The sequence below is a fragment of the Pseudomonas sp. FP2309 genome, from assembly GCF_030687575.1.
Taxonomy (GTDB): Bacteria; Pseudomonadota; Gammaproteobacteria; order Pseudomonadales; family Pseudomonadaceae; genus Aquipseudomonas.
In genome coordinates, this window is record NZ_CP117439.1 from 99,330 (window position 1) to 116,558 (window position 17,229).

The 17,229-nt window shown below is 58.7% G+C and carries 15 protein-coding genes; 2 read left to right on the forward strand and 13 right to left on the reverse strand.

All coding sequences use genetic code 11. The annotated features are described in order from the left end of the window. Window positions 1-32: 32 nt before the first annotated feature. The 13 genes from PSH59_RS00490 to PSH59_RS00550 form a co-directional block, all read right to left on the reverse strand. Complete coding sequence (locus PSH59_RS00490; RefSeq protein WP_305394037.1) at window positions 33-1,691, reverse strand: Na/Pi cotransporter family protein; 1,659 nt, start codon at window positions 1,689-1,691, stop codon at window positions 33-35. 210 nt (window positions 1,692-1,901) lie between these two features. Next, window positions 1,902-2,669: a TerC family protein gene (locus PSH59_RS00495; protein WP_003187403.1), complete on the reverse strand. Its 768-nt coding sequence runs from the start codon at window positions 2,667-2,669 to the stop codon at window positions 1,902-1,904. Window positions 2,670-2,733: 64 nt separating this feature from the next. Further along, complete coding sequence (locus tag PSH59_RS00500) at window positions 2,734-4,041, reverse strand: CitMHS family transporter (RefSeq protein ID WP_248083343.1); 1,308 nt, start codon at window positions 4,039-4,041, stop codon at window positions 2,734-2,736. 255 nt (window positions 4,042-4,296) lie between these two features. Beyond that, entirely contained in the window at window positions 4,297-6,258 is a 1,962-nt protein-coding gene (locus PSH59_RS00505; RefSeq protein WP_305394038.1) for a DUF4105 domain-containing protein, read from the reverse strand. Then, entirely contained in the window at window positions 6,255-6,575 is a 321-nt protein-coding gene (locus tag PSH59_RS00510; protein ID WP_248083345.1) for a DUF2388 domain-containing protein, read from the reverse strand. Before PSH59_RS00510 ends, PSH59_RS00505 begins: the two co-directional genes overlap by 4 nt. Window positions 6,576-6,601: 26 nt before the next feature. After that, window positions 6,602-6,910, reverse strand: coding sequence for a DUF2388 domain-containing protein (locus tag PSH59_RS00515; protein WP_248083346.1), 309 nt, complete (start codon window positions 6,908-6,910; stop codon window positions 6,602-6,604). 103 nt (window positions 6,911-7,013) lie between these two features. Further along, complete coding sequence (locus PSH59_RS00520; RefSeq protein ID WP_248083347.1) at window positions 7,014-7,334, reverse strand: DUF2388 domain-containing protein; 321 nt, start codon at window positions 7,332-7,334, stop codon at window positions 7,014-7,016. Between the two features lie 286 nt (window positions 7,335-7,620). Next, entirely contained in the window at window positions 7,621-7,836 is a 216-nt protein-coding gene (locus PSH59_RS00525; RefSeq protein ID WP_248083348.1) for a DUF1127 domain-containing protein, read from the reverse strand. Between the two features lie 318 nt (window positions 7,837-8,154). Beyond that, window positions 8,155-9,648 carry an acetyl-CoA hydrolase/transferase family protein gene (locus tag PSH59_RS00530; protein WP_248083349.1) on the reverse strand — a complete coding sequence of 498 codons (1,494 nt, stop codon included), beginning with the start codon at window positions 9,646-9,648 and terminating at the stop codon, window positions 8,155-8,157. Between the two features lie 235 nt (window positions 9,649-9,883). After that, window positions 9,884-11,320, reverse strand: coding sequence for an NAD(P)(+) transhydrogenase (Re/Si-specific) subunit beta (locus tag PSH59_RS00535; RefSeq protein ID WP_248083350.1), 1,437 nt, complete (start codon window positions 11,318-11,320; stop codon window positions 9,884-9,886). After that, entirely contained in the window at window positions 11,320-11,640 is a 321-nt protein-coding gene (locus PSH59_RS00540; RefSeq protein ID WP_025854291.1) for an NAD(P) transhydrogenase subunit alpha, read from the reverse strand. The genes PSH59_RS00535 and PSH59_RS00540 overlap by 1 nt, the downstream gene beginning before the upstream one ends. Before the next feature lie 15 nt (window positions 11,641-11,655). Then, window positions 11,656-12,777 (reverse strand): Re/Si-specific NAD(P)(+) transhydrogenase subunit alpha, encoded by a 1,122-nt coding sequence (locus PSH59_RS00545; protein WP_305394039.1) that lies wholly within the window; start codon window positions 12,775-12,777, stop codon window positions 11,656-11,658. A 450-nt stretch (window positions 12,778-13,227) separates the two neighbouring features. Next, window positions 13,228-14,127, reverse strand: a complete 900-nt coding sequence (locus tag PSH59_RS00550; RefSeq protein WP_248083352.1) for a LysR family transcriptional regulator — start codon at window positions 14,125-14,127, stop codon at window positions 13,228-13,230. 157 nt (window positions 14,128-14,284) lie between these two features. Between PSH59_RS00550 and PSH59_RS00555 the strand changes: the two genes are divergently transcribed. Together PSH59_RS00555 and PSH59_RS00560 are read left to right on the forward strand one after the other, a co-directional pair. After that, the gene (locus PSH59_RS00555) at window positions 14,285-15,466 is read left to right on the forward strand and encodes an acyl-CoA dehydrogenase (RefSeq protein WP_248083353.1); all 1,182 of its coding nucleotides are present in this window, start codon (window positions 14,285-14,287) and stop codon (window positions 15,464-15,466) included. Between the two features lie 13 nt (window positions 15,467-15,479). After that, window positions 15,480-16,700 carry a CaiB/BaiF CoA-transferase family protein gene (locus PSH59_RS00560; RefSeq protein ID WP_305394040.1) on the forward strand — a complete coding sequence of 407 codons (1,221 nt, stop codon included), beginning with the start codon at window positions 15,480-15,482 and terminating at the stop codon, window positions 16,698-16,700. Window positions 16,701-17,229 lie beyond the last annotated feature (529 nt).

A 17,229-nucleotide genomic window follows, 5' to 3' on the forward strand; every position in this document is an offset into this window, starting at 1 on the left:
AGCTTTAACTGACTTCACGGGCCATCGTACGTTCAGGGTGAATGCGTGATGTCGGCAATATCTTCGGCCGAGAGCGCGCCGGTGTCGGACGTTTCCAACACTACATAGGCACTGCTGCAAAACAACGAGTTCAAGCGTTTCATGTCAGCAATCAGCTCCAGGTGCAGGGAACTGGTCTCCAGGCTTTGTACGATCTTGCGTTGCAGGCGACTGACGTGGGCGTGGGCCAGGCGGCGCTCCTGGGCGCGGAAGCGGCGTTTCTCACGCAGCAATTGGCGGGCGCTGTGCGGGTCGGCGCTGAGGAACACCGACAGGCCCAGGCGCAGGTTGGCGATCAATTGGCTGTGCAGGTCGGTGAGTTCTTCCAGGCCGACTTCAGAGAACTGGCGACGCTGGGAGGTTTTTTGCTGCTGGACTTTGCGCAGCATGCGTTCGATCAAGTCGCCGGCGAGCTTGAGGTTGATCGACAGCTCAATGATCTCGGCCCAGCGGCGACTGTCTTGCTCGCTCAGGTCTTCGCGGGGCATTTGCGCCAGGTAGAGCTTTATCGCGCTGTAGAGGGCTTCGACGTCGTCGCTGAGGCTGCGCATTTCCTGGGTGATGGCGGTCTGTTTGCCGCGCAGTACTTCCTGCATCGACGTGAGCATGTTGTCGATCAAGTCGCCCAGTCGCAGGGTTTCCCGCGCCGCGTTAGCCAAGGCCAGGCTCGGTGTGGTGAGCGCTGTCGGGTCCAGGTGGCGCGGTTTGGTCTTGCCGTTGGCGTCTTCACGCTCGGGCAGCAACCATGCGCACAAGCGAGCCATTGGGCCGATGGTGGGCAACAGGATCAGGCAGCGGCTGACGTTGTAGAGCAGATGGAAGGTGATGACCATGCCCTGGGCACTGTAATCCAAGTCGTCCATCCAGCGTACGAGCGGGTCGAGCACGGGAATGATCAGCAGCAGGCCGATCAGTTTGTATAACAGACTGCCCAGAGCGACCTGGCGTCCGGCGGCGTTCTGCATGCTGGTGCTGAGAAAGGCCAGCACGCCGCTGCCGATGTTGGCGCCGATGACCAGGCCGATGGCCACGTGCAAACCGATCACGCCCGCGCCGGCCAAGGTGGCTGTGAGCAGGACGGCGGCCAGGCTGGAGTAGGAGACCATCGCAAACAAGGCGCCGACCAGGGCATCGAGCAGGATGTCGCCGGTCAGCGACGCGAAGATTACTTTGACGCCCTGGGCGTGGGTAATCGGCCCGGCGGCTTCGACGATCAATTGCAGCGCCAGGATGATCAAGCCGAGGCCGATGCCCACCCGCCCCAATTGCCCCGCCCGCGTCTGCTTGCGCGACAGGAAGAAGATCACCCCGAGAAAAATCAGCAGGGGCGACAGCCAGGACAAGTCAAAGGTGAGTACCCGCGCCATCAGCGCGGTACCGACGTCGGCGCCGAGCATGGTCGCCAGGGCGGGCATCAGGCCCATCAAGCCTTGGCCGACAAACGACGTCACCAGCATCGCCGTGGCGTTGCTGCTCTGCACCATGGCTGTCACCAGAATGCCGGCGATAAAGGTGAGCCAGCGCCTGGACATATTCTGCCCGATGACTTGGCGCAAGTTGGAGCCGTAGACCCGCAGGATCCCGGTACGGACGATGTGCGTGCCCCAAATGAGCAGGGTCACGGCGGAAAGCAGATTGAGCAAGGTCAGCATGCTCGGCCCCCCGTGTGGGTGTGCTCCAACGGAGCAAATCAGTATTGCCGCGTGCCGCTCTACGTCTTGTACTTAAGCTGTAGTTGGCGAATAGGCGGTGCGCCAGCATCGCATAGCTAAAGTTGGGATTGAAACAAAACTGTCATGAATTCAGCTTTTTGCGGACGAAAAAAAGGGGCTCGAAAGCCCCTTTTGGACAGCGGGTCAGGTTTATTGACCCGGAATGTCCTTGCGCAGTTTCACCGGATCCTGCTGTTTCTTCTTTTTCGCGATGGCGGTACGCATCTTGATGTTTACCGCCTCCACCGCCAGCGAGAACGCCATGGCGAAGTAGACGTAGCCTTTTGGTACGTGCACGTCGAAGGATTCAGCAATCAGCACTGTACCCACTACCAGCAGGAACGACAGTGCGAGCATTTTCAACGACGGGTGCTTGTCGATGAATTCGCTGATGGTGCCTGCGGCGAGCATCATCACCAGAACGGCTACGACGATGGCGGCGACCATGACCGGTACGTGGGAAACCATACCCACGGCAGTAATGACCGAGTCCAGTGAGAACACGATGTCGATGATCGCGATCTGAATGATGGTGTAGATGAACTTGCCGCCGGCGCCTTTAGGCTCGTCTTGGGTTTCGTCTTCACCTTCCAGGGCGTGGTACATCTCCTGGGAGCTTTTCCACAGCAGGAACAGGCCGCCGAAGAACAGGATCAGGTCGCGACCGGAAATGCCTTGGCCAAACACCACGAACAGGTCTGCGGTCAGTTGCATGACCCAGGTGATCGACAGCAGCAGCAGGATGCGTGTGACCATGGCCAGCGCCAGGCCGAAGATCCGGGTGCGCGCCTGCATATGCTTGGGCATGCGGCTGACCAGGATCGAAATCATGATGATGTTATCGATGCCCAGGACGATCTCGAGAGCCGTCAGGGTGAAGAAGGCAATCCAGATTTCCGGATTGGTCAGCCATTCCATGTGTATTCCTTTGAGCGTGTGTTAGACCGCACCGGCGTAGGGCCGGCGCGGTTGGGTTGTACGATTATAGAGTGCTGAACAGCGGAAAAATCCCCATCAGCAATGCGGCGAACATTATGCACAGGCACACCAATACTGCCCACTTCAGTGTGAAGCGCTGGTGATCACCAAATTCGATACCGGCCAGGGCCACCAGCAGGTAAGTCGAGGGTACCAACGGGCTGAGCAAGTGCACCGGCTGGCCAACGATGGAGGCGCGGGCCATTTCTACAGCGGTGATACCGTAGTGGCTGGCGGCTTCGGCCAATACCGGCAGTACGCCATAGTAGAACGCATCGTTAGACATGAAGAAGGTGAACGGCATGCTCACCAGCGCCGTGATCACTGCCAGATACGGGCCCATGGCTTCCGGAATGACCGCCAGCAGGCTCTTGGACATGGCATCGACCATGCCGGTGCCTGACAGGATCCCGGTGAAAATACCCGCAGCAAAGATCAGCCCCACCACCGCCAGTACGCTGCCGGCGTGGGCGGCGACGCGGTCTTTCTGCATTTGCAGGCAGGGATAGTTGACGATCATCGCGATGCTGAACGCCACCATGAACAGCACCGGCAGCGGCAACAGGCCGGCAATCAGGGTGCACATCAGGGCGAAGGTCAGGGCGCCGTTGAACCAGATCAGTTTTGGACGGCGGGCGTCCGGGTATTGCGACACGCTGATCTCGCTGTGGTCGATATCGTCGCCTTGCAGATGCAGTTCACCCAGACGTGCGCGTTCGCGCTTGCCGTACATGTAGGCGATCACCAGGATCGCGACGACACCGGCGGCCATGGCCGGGATCATCGGCACGAAAATATCCGAAGGGTCTACGTGCAGCGCACTGGCGGCGCGGGCGGTCGGGCCACCCCAGGGTGTCATGTTCATCACGCCACCGGCGAGGATGATCAGGCCGGCCATGATTCGCGGGCTCATGCCGATGCGCTGGTACAGCGGCAGCATGGCCGCCACGCAGATCATGTAGGTGGTGGCGCCGTCGCCGTCGAGGGACACCACCAGGGCCAGCACGGCGGTGCCGACCGACACCTTCAGCGGGTCGCCCTTGACCATCTTGAGAATCTTGCGCACGGCCGGGTCGAACAGGCCGGAGTCGATCATCAAGGCAAAGTAAAGGATGGCGAACATCAGCATCACGCCGGTCGGCGCGAGCTTGGTGATGCCTTCGAGCATCATTGGGCCGATCTTCGGTGCGAAACCGCCGAACAGCGCGAACAGGATCGGGACGATGATCAGAGCGATCAGCGCGGACAGGCGCTTGGTCATGATCAGGAACATGAACGTGATGACCATGGCAAAGCCAAGGAAAGTCAGCATAGGAATACTCCAGGCGTAGCACAGCTAGGGAATGGCGAACCGGGTGGCGGTCAGCGCAAAACGAAAGGCACGAGACGTACGGGTGGAGTTGGGGCGAACAGGCGGTTACGGGCGGACATCGGGAATCACCATTGTTGTTGTTAACAGCCGGTCTGTTGCCGGCAGTGGAGGCGATCCTAGACGCGAAAGCTTTCAGCCAGCTTTCGCTGAGCCGTCAGATGATGAGAGGTTTGTAGGACTGTTCTTTAATGCGAGTCAGGGCAGCTCCAGGCCGCCCGCCGCTTTGTGTAGTGATCGCAGGTGTTCGCCGACCTGCTTGAGGTTAGCCTCGCAGGCGGCGATCTCGGCGGCGCGGGAAGGATCCAGCAGCGCCCTCACCTCTTTATCCAGCTCGCCGGTCAACGATTGCAGCTGTTTCTGGCGCTCGGCACTTTCCGATTCCAGGCGCCTGGCTTCCGACGGTTGCGGCAGCCCGTAACCGCCGCTGCCGAGCAACTCCGCCGGGCGGCTGAGGAAACCGCTGTTGGCGAGGATCTGTTGCAGGGTGGCGTTGGCCTTCTCCATGCCGCCGTTTTTCAACTCGCGGGCACCGAGGTAGCGTTGTTTGACTTCGTCCTGAGCCAGCATCAGTTGCTTGCGAAAGCTGGCCTGTTCCAATAGCAACAAGGCGGCACTGGTGCGCAGGTCGGCCCTATCGAACCATTGACGGCGCTGCGCGGCGCTCAGCGATAACCAGTCTTCAACTTGGGTCTGTTCGATCGGCAAGTGTTTGCGCAGCACGTCGAACATCGCTTGGTAGCGCTCGCGGAATGAGTCGAAGTGGTAGCCCAGGCGCAGTGCTTCGCGTTTGTCGTTCAGCACGCTGGTGTCGGCCAGGCCACGGGCTTGCAGCACTTCGAGCAGGCCGTTGGGGGTGATGTTGTCCAGGCCGGTCAATTGCGGATTACCGCTGCCGCTGCGCAACAGTTTCAGGCTTTCGACCGCGCAATTGTTGGACAGGAAGTAGTAATTGCCGTCGTAGCTCCAGTGCATTTCTGCGGCGTGTTCGACGGTGTCGTTGATTTCCTGGCGTGAGAGTTTCAGTGGCACGGAGGCCAGGCCGCGCAGCTCGGTCTTGGTGTATTCGTCGATGACCTGGGCCAGCGGCAGCACGAACAGACGTGATGGGTACTTGCCCACCAGGCCGTCCCAGCTCGATAGTTGTACGTCGCCGACAAAGGCGCGATAGGACAACACCAGGTGTTGGTCCAGATCCAGCCGACAATCGGGGCCACGTGGACGGCCGGGTGCGCAGATCACCAGGCGCAACATGCTGTGGCCCCAGCGGCTGACGAGGTTCTGGTTGGCTTCGGCCAGCAGGTAGTCGATTTCGTAGACCCGCTCAGGGTCCACGTGGCCCAACGGCGTCTTGGCGAAGTCGTTGCCGGCGTTGAGGAATGGGTAGGTCTTGGCGCAGGCGTCCTGCTCAGGCGGTGCCCAGCCGAAGTGTTGCTGGTAATAGCGGAACAGTGCGGGACGCCGGCAAGCGTAGCTCGGGTCCAGCAGGAAGTACTCCATATTGACGGCGACGAACTCCAGCGGGCTGGTGGTTTCGTAGATATCCGGGCTGCGCACGACCTGGCGATTGTGTTGTTCGCGCTCACCGCGACGACCGACATATTGCGGCCAGCCGGCAAGGTCCAGCAGGCGCGGGTCATCGCTGAGGGTGAAACGGCGATCGTTCTGGCCACGGCATTGATCGGGCAGGCCGATCAGGCCGGTGATGCTGTTCTGGCGACTGCAACGCTGGATCAGCGAGCGCTCATCGGCGGGCCACAGGCGCGCACGGTCATAGATGTGGGTCAGTTCATGCAGCACCGTGGCGAGCATTTCCCGGCGCACGGTGCCGTGGGGGCGATTGGTTTTCTGGGTGGCGGCACTGCCGTCGGTCAGGCTGGCAAGCAGGTTGCTATTGAGGTCCAGCTCGGAGACCAGCGACGCCTGGCCGTAAGCGTTGTCGGGCATCTTGTCGGTCCAGCCGACATCGATGCGCCGGTCCAACTGCTCGACAAAGCGCGGCGGCAACGCACGCATCGCCTCGTCGAGCAATGCCTGGCTGGCCTGCTGTTGGGCTGGGCTCAAGCCTTGTGTCTTGAGCCGCAGTTGCAGGCCGGCCTGGGCCGCACCGCTACAGAGCAGTACAGACCCGGCCAGGAGCCAGGCGACAAGTCGCCTCACAGAGCGAGAATAGCTTCGGCGAGGGTCTGGTCACTGGCGTCGCGGGCTTCCGGCAGGCGGGTGCGCAGGGTGTCGAAGGCAGCTTCAAGCTGTGCGCCACGGATTTCACCGTTGGTGGCGACAAAGCTGGCGGCGTCATCGTGGGCTTCGCGCACGACTTTGGAGTCGCGGATGGAGGTGGTGGTGTCCGACGTGAAATCAATGGTGCGACCCGAGGCGCGAACAATGATGTTACTGGTGGCCACCAGAGTCTGTGCCTGGGCAACATCGGCCAACAACAGCAGGCCAAGGGAGGCGGCGATCAGCGGGCTACGCATGGAATGACTCCGAAATACAAAGATGATTATTGGACGAGAATTGCCTGCGCCAGTTCAAGGTCGCTTGCATGAAGTTTTGGTTGAGTGCGTCGCAGGTAATCCAGCGCGGACTCCAACCGTGCCCCTCGCCATCGGCCGTCAGTGGCGATGAAGGCGGCAGCGTCATCCTGGGCGGCCACGATGACTTTGCGGTCGAAGGGCGCCGACGTCACCTTGCTGGTGGCGTATGCGCTCGCAACGGTGCTCTGGATGGTCAAATCAAAGGCTGAAGCCCATGGCGACCAGCAGACAAAAAGCAGCACAGGGGCAATGAACAGGCGGTATGAAAAAGCCATGGGACTCGACAACTGAAAACGAGCGCCAAGGCTAGCGCAATGCTCGGGCGAGGGCCAGTGCAAAGGCGTCCGGGAGCGGCCCGCGCTCCCTTTACGTTCTGGGTTAGATAGCCAGTATCGCTTGAGCCAGTTGTGCGTCAGTCGCGGTGTTGAGTTGAGGTGCTTGGTGGCGGATCTGTGCCAGGGCGCTCTCCAGCTTCACGCCACGGATCGCGCCTTCGCTGGCGACAAAGCTGGCAGCGTCATCACGGGCTGCGCGCACGACTTTGTTGTCACGCAGGGACGAGGTGGCATCTGAGGTTGCGTCGGAGGTGGCCTTCAGCGCGCCGACGATAGAGTCGGTCGTCACGATGAAGCTGCTCGCGTTGGCGTTGGCAGCAAGGGCCAACAGGGTAGCTGCACTCAGCAGGCGAAGACGGGACATGAGGGGTGACTCCTATTAGGTGAGCAATGAAGATGGCGCAGAGTTTCTGCCACGTGCCGTTTGGATAGTAGGCCGCGGCGTATCAATTCGGATAGATTTTGTACGACTCATGAATCTGTACTGGTTAATTGTGGTTATGTCGAAACTGTATCGCTTGTTCAGTTTGAGCCTGTGAAGCGCAGACGCCGAAAACAACAAAGCCCACCACCGATCTCTCGGGGCGGGCTTTGTTTTGAAAAATCAGTGCTGGCAGTGGACCCGGTGGGTCAGGGCCAGCGGGCGCCAATTAGCGCCAGAACGGCTTGCTCAGCTCTTCGTAACGTTGAGCTTCGCTGATACCTGCATCAGCCAGCAGACGCGAATCCAGGCGAGCCAGTTGGTGGCGGCTGGAAATGCGGCGCTGCCACAACATCAGGTTGGCCAGAACGCGCAAAGGCAGGGCGGCTTGGTTGTTTACAGATTTTTCTTCGGAGAACAGTTCGGAACTGAGTGTACGTTCCATGATGACATCCTTCCGCTTGTGGCGGGATTAGGTAGTGGTTTAACTGATGCCAATGATCCTCTTCCCGCGCAAGACTCTCTAGATACAGTTCACCTGTATTGTGAGGGCCCAGTTAACTGTTTATGGGTGCTGTACTGTACGTAAATGGGGCAACTGTACCTGTCCGCACTGAAACAGTGCGAAATAGGCTTTTTTGAGTATTGTTGTGGGATATTTCGGTAGGAAAAGACCGGTACAGCAGTACAGTTTTTTGCTTAAGTGATGGCGTTGCAGCCGAGCTGATGAAACTGTGTTTGCATCAGCCCGGATCTGTATCAATCACGCCTTGAGCATGTGCCCGGTTTCTTCCAGGTTAATGTGCCAACTCAGTGCTTCACGCAGGATGTGCGGGGTGTGGCCGCCGATGGCGCAGGCTGCCTCGAAGTAACTGTTCAGCGCGTCGCGGTAGGCCGGATGCACACAGTTATCGATGACGACTCGCGCCCGTTCCCGCGGCGCCAGACCACGCAAGTCTGCAAGGCCTACCTCAGTGACCAGAATGTCCACGTCATGCTCGGTGTGGTCTACATGGCTGACCATTGGCACTACGCTGGAAATCGCGCCGCCCTTGGCAATCGACTTGGTGACAAAGATCGCCAGGTGCGCGTTGCGCGCGAAGTCTCCGGAGCCGCCGATACCGTTCATCATCCGGGTGCCGCAGACATGGGTGGAGTTGACGTTGCCGTAGATATCGAACTCCAGCGCGGTGTTGATGCCGATAATGCCCAGGCGACGCACCACCTCAGGATGGTTTGAAATTTCCTGGGGACGCAGTACCAGCTTGTCCTTGTAATGTTCCAGGTTGCCGAACACGTCGGTGTTACGCCGCTCAGACAATGTGATCGAGCTGCCTGAGGCGAAACTCAGCTTGCCGGCGTCGATCAGGTCGAAGGTCGAATCCTGCAACACCTCCGAATACATGGTCAGGTCTTCGAATGGCGAATCGATCAGACCGCACATCACCGCGTTGGCGATGTTGCCGATACCGGCCTGCAGCGGGCCAAGCTTGTTGGTCATGCGCCCGGCGTCCACTTCCTGCTTGAGGAAGTTGATCAGGTGACTGGCGATCCCTTGGGTGTCGCTGTCCGGTGGCGTCACGGTGGAGGCGGAGTCCGCCTGGTTGGTGATGACGATGGCGACGATTTTTTCCGGCGGGATCGGAATTGCGGTGCTGCCGATGCGATCATCGACTTTTACCAACGGAATCGGTGTGCGCGTGGGGCGATAGGTCGGGATATAGATGTCGTGCAACCCTTCCAGGTTCGGGTTGTGCGCCATGTTGATCTCGATGATCACTTGTTTGGCGAATATCGCGAAGCTGGCCGAGTTGCCCACGGAGGTGGTGGGCACGATATGCCCTTGCTCGGTGATCGCGACGGCTTCGATTACGGCAATGTCCGGTAGCTTGAGTTGGTTGTTGCGCAGTTGCTCGACGGTTTCCGACAGGTGCTGGTCGATAAACATCACCTCGCCGGCGTTGATTGCCTTGCGCAACGTACTGTCGACCTGGAACGGCATGCGTCGGGACAGTACGCCGGCTTCGGTCAGTTGCTTGTCCAAGTCATTGCCCAGACTGGCACCGGTCATCAGGGTGATTTTCAGCGGGGACGTCTTGGCGCGCTCTGCCAGTGCATGGGGGACGGCCTTGGCTTCACCGGCGCGGGTGAAGCCGCTCATGCCGACGGTCATGCCGTCTTCGATCAGTGCGGCGGCGTCTGCCGCGCTCATGACCTTGTTCAACAACGAAGGCAAGCGGATACGATCACGGTACATGAATTGTTATCTCAGGCTACGGAAGCAAGGTGGGCAGTGTAGTGATTTCAAAAGATTTCGGCGCGCTACCATGGTCGAATGCGAGGCAGCGATTTAGAGCCTTTGGTCGGGTTTCATGGGGGCATGCCAACCGCGACACATTGCCTCCCTTAATCCACTCCCATGCAAAGCGTGGGGCGATAAAAAACCCCAGCCTACAAGAGGCTGGGGTTTGGAGTATTGCGCTGAAGCAGTGTTACTCGACGGCTTTGACCATGTCTTCGATGACCTTCTTGGCGTCACCAAAGACCATCATTGTCTTGTCCAGATAGAACAGTTCGTTATCCAGGCCGGCGTAACCGCTGGCCATCGAGCGCTTGTTGACGATGATGGTCTTGGCCTTGAAGGCTTCGAGGATCGGCATGCCTGCGATCGGTGAGTTCGGATCGTTCTTGGCGGCCGGATTGACTACATCGTTTGCGCCCAGCACCAGTACCACGTCGGCCTGGCCGAACTCGGAGTTGATGTCCTCCATCTCGAACACCTGATCGTAAGGCACTTCCGCCTCGGCCAGCAGAACGTTCATGTGCCCAGGCATCCGCCCTGCCACCGGGTGGATCGCGTACTTCACGGTCACACCGCGATGGGTCAGCTTCTCGGTCAATTCCTTCAGCGCATGCTGGGCTCGTGCTACCGCCAGGCCGTAGCCTGGAACGATGATCACGGTGTCGGCGTTGGTCAGCAAGAAGGTCGCGTCATCAGCCGAGCCGGATTTAACCGGGCGCGCCTCTTTCGAGCCCGCCGGGCCTGCGGCATCCGGCGTGTTGCCGAAACCGCCGAGCAGCACATTAAAGAACGAGCGGTTCATCGCCTTGCACATGATGTACGACAGGATCGCGCCGCTCGAGCCCACCAGGGAGCCGGCGATGATCAGCATCGAGTTGTTCAGCGAGAAGCCGATGCCCGCCGCCGCCCAGCCGGAGTAGCTGTTAAGCATCGACACGACCACTGGCATGTCAGCGCCGCCGATTGGGATGATGATCAGCACGCCGAGCACGAACGCCAGGGCCAGCATCAGCGCAAAAGCAGTCAGATTGCCGGTGAACATGAACGCCAGGCCCAGGCCCAGTGTCGCGAGACCTAACATCAGGTTCAGCTTGTGTTGCCCACCGAACTGTACCGGTGCGCCCTGGAACAGGCGGAACTTGTACTTGCCCGAGAGCTTGCCGAAGGCGATCACCGAACCAGAGAAGGTGATAGCGCCGATGGCCGCACCCAGGAACAACTCCAGGCGGTTCCCCGCAGGAATCGCGTCGCCCAGGTGTTTGACGATGCCCAGGGATTGCGGCTCCACCACCGCAGCGATCGCGATGAACACCGCGGCCAGACCGATCATGCTGTGCATGAACGCCACCAGCTCCGGCATCTTGGTCATTTCAACGCGTTTGGCCATGATCGAACCGGCGGTGCCGCCGACCAGCAGGCCGACAATCACGTAGCCGATGCCGGCCGTCGCAAGCTCAGCGCCGAGCTTATAGATGAGGCCCACGGTGGTGAGCACCGCCAGCGCCATGCCGAGCATGCCGAACAGGTTGCCGCGACGCGACGTGGTGGGGTGCGACAGGCCTTTGAGGGCCTGGATGAAGCAGATCGACGCGATCAGGTAGAGCGTCGTTACCAGATTCATGCTCATTATTTCTGCACCTCTTCTTTAACCTTGGGCGCTTTCTTCTTGAACATCTCAAGCATCCTGCGAGTAACCAGGAAGCCGCCGAAGACGTTGACCGCCGCCAGGGCTACGGCCAGGGTGCCCATGGTCTTGCCCAGCGGGGTCACGGTCAGGGCAGCGGCGAGCATGGCGCCGACGATCACGATCGCGGAAATGGCGTTGGTCACGGCCATCAGCGGAGTGTGCAAGGCTGGGGTGACGTTCCAGACCACGTGATAACCGACATAGATCGCCAGCACGAAGATGATCAGGTTGTAGATACCGGGGGAGATAAGCTCTTCCATCGTCTGAATCCCTGCTTAGGCGTTTTTGCGGATGACTTGGCCGTCGCGGCACATCAGGCACGCGGCGACGATGTCGTCTTCGAGGTTGATTTCAAACTGCCCTTCCTTGGTGAAGACCAGTTTCAGGAAGTCCAGCAGGTTGCGCGCGTACAAGGCCGACGCGTCGGCGGCGACGGCGCCGGCGAGGTTGGTCGGGCCGCAGATAATCACGCCGTTTTCCACTACCACCTGGTCGGCAACTGTCAGCGGGCAGTTGCCCCCCTGAGCGGCAGCAAGATCGATGACCACCGAGCCGGGTTTCATCTGCGCGACGGTCTCGGCGCTGAGCAATGTTGGCGCTTTGCGGCCAGGGATCAGTGCGGTGGTGATAACGATATCGGCCTGCTTGGCGCGTTCGTGCACGGCAAGCGCCTGGCGCTGCATCCAACTGGCGGGCATCGGGCGGGCGTAACCGCCGACACCAACGGCGCATTCGCGTTCTTCGTCGGTTTCGTAAGGCACATCGACGAACTTGGCGCCCAGGGACTCGATCTGCTCTTTCACGGCGGGACGCACGTCAGACGCTTCGATCACTGCGCCCAGGCGTTTAGCCGTAGCGATGGCCTGCAAGCCTGCCACGCCAGCGCCGAGGATCAGCACGCGTGCGGCCTTCACGGTACCGGCGGCGGTCATCAGCATCGGCATGAAACGTGGGTAGTGGTGAGCGGCCAGCAACACGGCTTTATAGCCGGCGATGTTCGCCTGCGAGGACAGTACGTCGAGGCTCTGGGCGCGGGATGTGCGTGGCGCAGCCTCAAGGGCGAAGGCGGTGATGCCGCGCTCGGCCAGCTTGGCGATGGTTTCGTTGCTGAACGGATTGAGCATGCCCACCAACACGGTGCCGCTTTTAATCAGCGTCAGCTCGCTGTCGCTGGGTGCAACCACCTTAAGAATCAGCTCGGCGCCAAACGCATCGTTGGCGCTGCCAATGGTCGCGCCTGCCGTTGCATAGGCACTGTCGACAATGCTGGCTTTAAGGCCGGCACCGCTTTGTACAGTGACCTTATGGCCCTGGCCGATCAGCTTCTTGATGGTTTCCGGGGTGGCAGCCACCCGCGTTTCACCGGTCTGGGTTTCGAGAGGAACACCAATGTGCACGTCAAATCTCCTGCATGATCTTTTTGCTTTTGATCTTTTTGTAAAAAGGCCAGTGCGCCGCGAGTGGCGCAACTGGGGCGGCCGATCAGCACGACCCCGCTGAAATGACAGCGGGGCGCGGCATTTTGCAGGCGAACTTTATGGCCTTCAAGGGATTATGACGGGTGACGAAAAATTAACTACAAGTCACCCTGTGACTGATTGTCGCAATCATGAAGAATAATCCCTTTAAATACAGTTAATTAAGGAGATTATCTGCGTGGCGGTGTCTTTTTTCATCGGTGATGTGAATAGTCGGGTATTGGCTCGCGGGCGTCGCTGTAAGCTACGAAAATCATGGGGTTAAGCCTTCTTTTAAGACGATAGGTACAGTCTGCTTAAATGCGACATATACGTATATCTGTAGGCTTATTATTTAGCTGACTACAGAGTCAATATTTGCTTTGTCCTTTATCTACTGGGGCTGTAGCTCCGCGACTGGTCAATCAGCCAGTCCCTGAATGCATGCAGAGAGGCCGACTCCACTTTTCTGTCAGGAATCATCAGGTAATAAGCCTTCGAGCTGCTCAGTGTTTCCGGGTTTGCGATCACCAGTTGTTGCTCGTCCAGTTCCTGTTGGATAAGGAACGGTGGGATCAGCGCGATGCCCATTTCATGCATCGCGGCCTGGGACAGCATCGAGAATAGCTCGTAACGTGGGCCTGTCATGTCGCGAGCAATGTTCAATTGCTGGGCATTGAACCATTGACGCCAGGCGTATGGGCGGGTGGTCTGCTGCAGCAGTGGCAGCTGCGCGATCTCTTGAGTGGTGAAGTGCTTGCGCTTACCCAGGAGTCGAGGGCTGCACACGGGTACGGGGTTTTCTCCCATGAGTCGGTGGGACTCTGTGCCGGACCAGTCGGCATCGCCGAAGTAAATCGCGGCGTCAAACTCAGTGTCTGCAAACAGGAAAGGTCGCGTTCGGTTCGTAAGGTTGACCGTCACCTCTGGGTGCCGCCGTTGAAAGTCCTTGAGGCGAGGGATTAACCATTGCGTCCCAAAGGTGGGTACAACGGCCAACTCGATGGTGTTCGCGCCTTGCTGCCCCATCACTGACAGGGTGTCACGCTCAACAGCGTCCAGTTGCGTTGCGACTCTTCGACTATAAGACAGCCCAGCCTCCGTTAGCTTTACGCCGCGTCGCGAGCGCCGAAACAGCTCGACACTCAAAAACTCCTCCAGACTGGCGATCTGTCGGCAGATGGCGCCTTGTGTAATGGAGAGCTCAACGGCCGCCTTGGTAAAGCTCTCGTGGCGGGCTGCCGCTTCAAAACTGACAAGGGCGGTTGTGCTGGGGATTTTTCTGCGCATATACCGTGCTCTCACTTGTTAAAGCCATATTTCGCATTTTTTAGTGTTACGAAGTGAGAAATTAGCACAAGCCTATGCGGAAACCTCGTTTGCTCTCCTCGCGTTCGCGGCCTAGGCTCCCTCCACGACATCTGATTTTCTTTGCGAGGACTTATTCATGGCTGGCAAGGCAAGCTTCAACTGGATCGATCCGCTGCTGCTGGATCAACAGCTCACCGAAGAAGAGCGCATGGTGCGCGACAGTGCTGAGCAATTTGCCCGGGACAAACTGGCGCCACGTGTACTCGAAGCTTTCCGTCATGAAAAGACCGACCCTGCGATCTTTCGCGAGATGGGCGAAACCGGCCTGCTGGGCGCGATGATCCCCGAGCAGTACGGCGGCAGCGGCCTGAACTACGTCTGCTATGGGTTGATTGCGCGCGAGGTTGAGCGCGTCGACTCTGGTTATCGTTCGATGATGAGTGTGCAGTCTTCGCTGGTCATGGTGCCGATCAATGAGTTCGGTACCGAAGCGCAGAAGCAGAAGTACCTGCCGAAGCTGGCCTCCGGCGAATGGATCGGCTGTTTTGGTCTGACCGAGCCTGACCATGGGTCAGATCCCGGCGCGATGATTACTCGTGCGCGCAAGGTGGACGGTGGCTACAGCCTGACCGGCGCGAAGATGTGGATCACCAACAGTCCGATCGCGGACGTGTTCGTGGTGTGGGGTAAAGACGACGCCGGCGATATCCGTGGGTTTGTGCTGGAGAAAGGCTGGAAAGGCCTGAGTGCACCGGCAATACACGGCAAAGTTGGCCTGCGTGCCTCTATCACCGGTGAGATCGTGATGGATAACGTATTCGTGCCTGAAGAAAACATCTTCCCGGATGTGCGTGGCTTGAAGGGGCCGTTCACCTGCCTTAATTCTGCGCGCTACGGTATCTCGTGGGGCGCGCTGGGTGCCGCAGAGTTCTGCTGGCACACCGCTCGCCAGTACACCCTGGATCGTCAGCAGTTCGGCCGACCCTTGGCGGCGACGCAGTTGATCCAGAAGAAGCTGGCCGACATGCAGACCGAGATTACGCTGGCCTTGCAAGGTTGCTTGCGCTTGGGGCGCATGAAGGATGAAGGCACGGCCGCAGTGGAAATCACCTCAATCATGAAGCGCAACTCGTGTGGCAAGTCCCTGGACATTGCACGTATGGCGCGGGACATGTTGGGCGGCAACGGCATTTCCGACGAGTTCGGTGTGGCGCGTCATCTGGTGAACCTGGAGGTGGTCAACACCTATGAAGGTACCCACGATGTACACGCTTTGATTCTGGGGCGTGCGCAGACCGGTCTTCAGGCGTTCTATTAATAGGAGCAGGGGCATGGGTGCGCTTTCGCATTTGCGAGTATTGGATTTGTCGCGAGTATTGGCCGGCCCCTGGTCTGGTCAGATTCTCGCGGACCTTGGGGCTGAGGTTATCAAGGTGGAGCGTCCCGGTAATGGCGACGACACGCGCGCCTGGGGGCCGCCGTTCCTCAAGGATGCTTATGGCGAAAATACCAGTGAGGCAGCGTATTACTTGTCGGCCAATCGGAATAAAGAGTCGGTGACTATCGACTTTACGCGACCCGAGGGGCAGAAGTTGGTACGGGATCTGGCGGCCAAGTCCGACATCCTTATCGAGAACTTCAAGGTAGGTGGGCTTGCGGCGTATGGGCTTGATTACGATTCGCTCAAGGAGATCAATCCTGAATTGATCTACTGCTCCATCACCGGTTTTGGGCAGACAGGGCCGTATGCGGGGCGTGCGGGTTATGACTTCATGATTCAGGGGCTGGGCGGGCTCATGAGCCTGACCGGTCGCCCCGAAGGTGATGACGGTGCTGGCCCGGTGAAAGTGGGAGTGGCATTGACTGACATCCTTACGGGTCTCTACTCGACCGTGGCCATTCTGGCTGCGCTGGCGCATAGAGATCATGACGGTGGCGGGCAGCACATCGATATGGCCTTGCTTGATGTGCAGGTGGCGTGTCTGGCTAATCAGGCGATGAATTACCTGACGACAGGTGTCTCGCCAAAGCGCCTCGGTAATGCTCATCCGAATATCGTGCCTTATCAGGACTTCCCCACGGCCGATGGTGACTTCATCCTGACGGTGGGTAATGACGGGCAGTTTCGCAAGTTCGCCGAGGTGGCCGGTCAGCCGCAGTGGGCGGATGATCCGCGCTTCTCTTCTAATAAGGTGCGGGTGGCCAATCGTGCGCTGCTGATTCCGTTGATTCGCCAGGCTACCGTGTTCAAGACAACGGCTGAGTGGGTGGCGCAGCTTGAACAAGTGGGTGTGCCTTGTGGGCCGATCAACGATCTTGCTCAGGTGTTTGCCGACCCTCAGGTCAAGGCGCGCGGATTGGCGATGCAGTTGCCTCATGCATTAGCAGGGATGGTGCCTCAGGTTGCGAGCCCAATTCGCCTGTCAAAGACGCCGGTAGAGTATCGAAGTGCGCCTCCCTTGTTGGGCGAACATACGGCTCAGGTATTACAGAGGGTATTGGGCTTGGGGTCGTTGCATGTGGACGCGCTAAGAGGTGCTGGGGTGGTCTAGGGGGTCTCTTCTATATATAGATGGCTATGTTGGTGGTTTTTTAATCTGTTTCGTTAGTTTGATAGAAAAACAAAATAAATGGTTGACGCCAGATTCTGGAGGCCTATAATTCGCCCCACTTCCGGCGCAGTCGAAACGGAAAACTCTTTGGTAAACAATGAGTTAGGCGGTTTTCGGCAGTAGGGTGCTTCAGTTCATCGAAGCCAAAAGGAAGTTGAAAAAGAGGTGTTGACAGCAGCGTGTAACGCTGTAGAATTCGCCTCCCGCTGAAGAGAGATCTGAAGCGCAAGTGGTTGAAGTTGTTGAAGAAATCTTCGAAAGCTTCTGAAAATAATCACTTGACAGCAAATGAGGCTGCTGTAGAATGCGCGCCTCGGTTGAGACGAAAGCTCTTAACCAACCGCTCTTTAACAACTGAATCAAGCAATTCGTGTGGGTGCTTGTGGAGTCAGACTGATAGTCAACAAGATTATCAGCATCACAAGTTACTCCGCGAGAAATCAAAGATGTAACCAACGATTGCTGAGCC